The organism is Endozoicomonas sp. SESOKO4, from assembly GCF_024606275.1.
Window position 1 is genome coordinate 1 of sequence record NZ_JAHHPS010000378.1, and the last position, 1,170, is coordinate 1,170.

1 protein-coding gene is annotated in these 1,170 nt (G+C 46.3%); it reads left to right on the forward strand.

The window, feature by feature from the left end; translation table 11 throughout:
* On the forward strand, window positions 1–1,170 hold a 1,170-nt coding region (locus KDK16_RS07545), incomplete at both ends, for a hypothetical protein (RefSeq protein ID WP_257275399.1).

The window sequence follows — 1,170 nt, forward strand, 5'->3', positions numbered from 1 at the left end:
ATCCTGTGCCTGCGGGCTATCCAAAGCTGGAAGTAGCAGAAACTCCGGGCGAAGTTATTGTTTTTCATGGCCAGAAGCTGAATCCGAATGATGCCGCTTTTGTAGAAAACCTCTATAAGCTTCGGGAAGAAGCTAAGGCTAATAACCCCGTTCATTCAGTAACAACACAAGTTAAAAACTATAAGGTTGAAAGCTACCAATACGTCATTCGAAGCAGTCAGATGGCACTGCTGGAGGAGTTTGCTGCGCGGCATGGTGCTGAAGCTAACGAAGGTCAAATAACGCTTGAATACGAAGATAAAGTGGCTGCGTTTGCGCTGGCAAACTATGAATCTCTGCTGCAGGCATTGAGCAGTGCTACTCCAGACCGGGCAGGTGAATTTGAACTCACACCGGAACAAATCAGAGCCGCTTCAACAGTCATCACGCCAACCTGGATGCAGAGCCAACTTCTAAAACACTTCAGCTTCAAACCTGCACTTAGAGATCTTCTAACGAACCCGCATTCTGTTGAGAAGATTCTGAAGCATATACCCATTGTCGCCAAATCAGTGACCAATATTTTATACAAAAACAAAAAGTTTGCTTTCCATTTCCTGGACAACATGGTCAGAAAGCTCACTGAGGTAGACAGCGAGCTCGAAGAGCTACTTCAGGCAGTCGAACTCCGCCAGCTTGAATATAAGCAGCAGCACGAATCGGATCCAGCCGATGCCAGTGATGAGATAAAACTGATAGCGCAAGGAATCCATCGGATGATTAAGGATAAACTTGCACAGATTCTTGTGAAGCTGAACGATCAGAGAAGCCTGCAACAGTCGCTTATTCAGGAAATCGAACGAATTCCTCTGCTGAGACAACAAGTTCCTGATGCCAGAAAAAAAGCCAGAAGTGTTTACAACTCCGGACTGGCGATACAACTTGGCATAGATGACTGGGATGACGCCCAACCACTGGAAAGGCAAGCCAGACGGCTCTTGGAGAAAATTGATGACAAGTGCAGCGAGGTTCTCAAAACACGTTATCACTCAACGGAACAGGCTGATGATGGTGCTGTAAAAGCAAAACTGGCTGCGATTGAAGGCCAGCTTGGTATCACTCCCATCAATGAAAACGATCTGGATGACCGCTACCGGTCCATTCAACAGCACCTGATATATAAAACAGAAC